1 protein-coding gene is annotated in these 1,169 nt (G+C 33.0%); it reads right to left on the bottom strand.

Going from position 1 to position 1,169, the window contains the following annotated elements; translation table 11 throughout:
* Positions 1 to 52: 52 nt before the first annotated feature.
* Positions 53 to 1,093, bottom strand: coding sequence for a nucleotidyltransferase domain-containing protein (locus tag HUN22_RS17165; RefSeq protein ID WP_174731923.1), 1,041 nt, complete (start codon positions 1,091 to 1,093; stop codon positions 53 to 55).
* Positions 1,094 to 1,169: the final 76 nt, after the last annotated feature.

Here is a 1,169-nt window from a genome sequence, read left to right on the forward strand (position 1 = left end):
GTAGATACTGAGTATCCACAGCCTTTTAGATACTGAATTATTATCTGATAGTTCATGCGCCTTGAGAAGTTCCTACAGACCCAGCTGAAGAAAATACAACTTTAGCTGCCTCATTTTTTGAATTATTTTTAGTTCCTTCAGGGAAATCTTCACCAAATATTTCTCTTAATAGATCACATTGTTTGGCTTCATCTGGTTCATCAATGACATTTTGTAATTTGTTTCTCAATGTAGATAACTTATTTTTTAATTGAGTTCCTGTATTGACACTACTCCCAGAGAAAATGTCTCTATATGGAGATACGGGTAAATCTACTTTTACTTTCCATTGACTGTCGTTTTGGTATTGAAAGTAAGTGGAATGATCTAGTATTTGATCGATAGTTTTTTTCAAGGCTTCTAGATCATTTTCAAGGCCTTCATCATTAATTGAACTTTGAAACTTTTCTTTGAACATTACAGTAAGGCCGATCGAAAAAACCTTCCGGCAGGTATCCTCATGGAATTTGATATTTCTCCATCTTTTTATGTATCTAGTTAATCGTTTAAATTGCAGAAGTTTCTGTGTTTCATAAATGCCTGAGCTATCTTTAGCATTGATCCAATCAATTAAACCTTTGGGATCGGAATCAGACCACTCTCTATTATTCTCATCAGAATTTTTTTTACCGACGGCTAATTTATAAAGACCAGAAGAGGATTTACTATAAATTGGAATATCAATATGTAAATCTTCACTCTGATAATCTGCTGTAACACATGGTTTTTTTATTTTTGCATTTTTAAATCCTCTATTCTCTAAAATATCTAATACAACTTTTTTAGGAATAGTAGGATCTTCTGGGGCATCATTTTCGTTGATGACAATCGCTCTATCTATATCGAAGTCTTTCCCTTTTTCCTTGATCGCTGTGTTAGTTGCTAAAGAACCTTGAATGAAATCCTCTTGGACTGGATACCCATTTTCTCTAAATTTTTTGCGAATGTCTTCTGTAATGCTATCGTCTTTTTGGCGAGCATTATTATATTCGTCGCTTTGACGAGTTATATAGATATTGCTGTTGAATGTTAAAAATTTACTTTGTAGTCCCATTTTTACCTTCTAGATTGATTATTCACTATGAAATTGATTTTCTATTTGCTTGTTCTAGGCACAATTATCCCTTAGC

It is taken from the genome of Acinetobacter lactucae (assembly GCF_013344765.1).
Taxonomy (GTDB): domain Bacteria; phylum Pseudomonadota; class Gammaproteobacteria; order Pseudomonadales; family Moraxellaceae; genus Acinetobacter; species Acinetobacter lactucae_A.

Excerpts from the sequence above, each read along its gene's own strand:
- HUN22_RS17165 (WP_174731923.1), bottom strand. The coding sequence starts at position 1,093 with ATGGGACTACAAAGTAAATTTTTAACATTCAACAGCAATATCTATATA.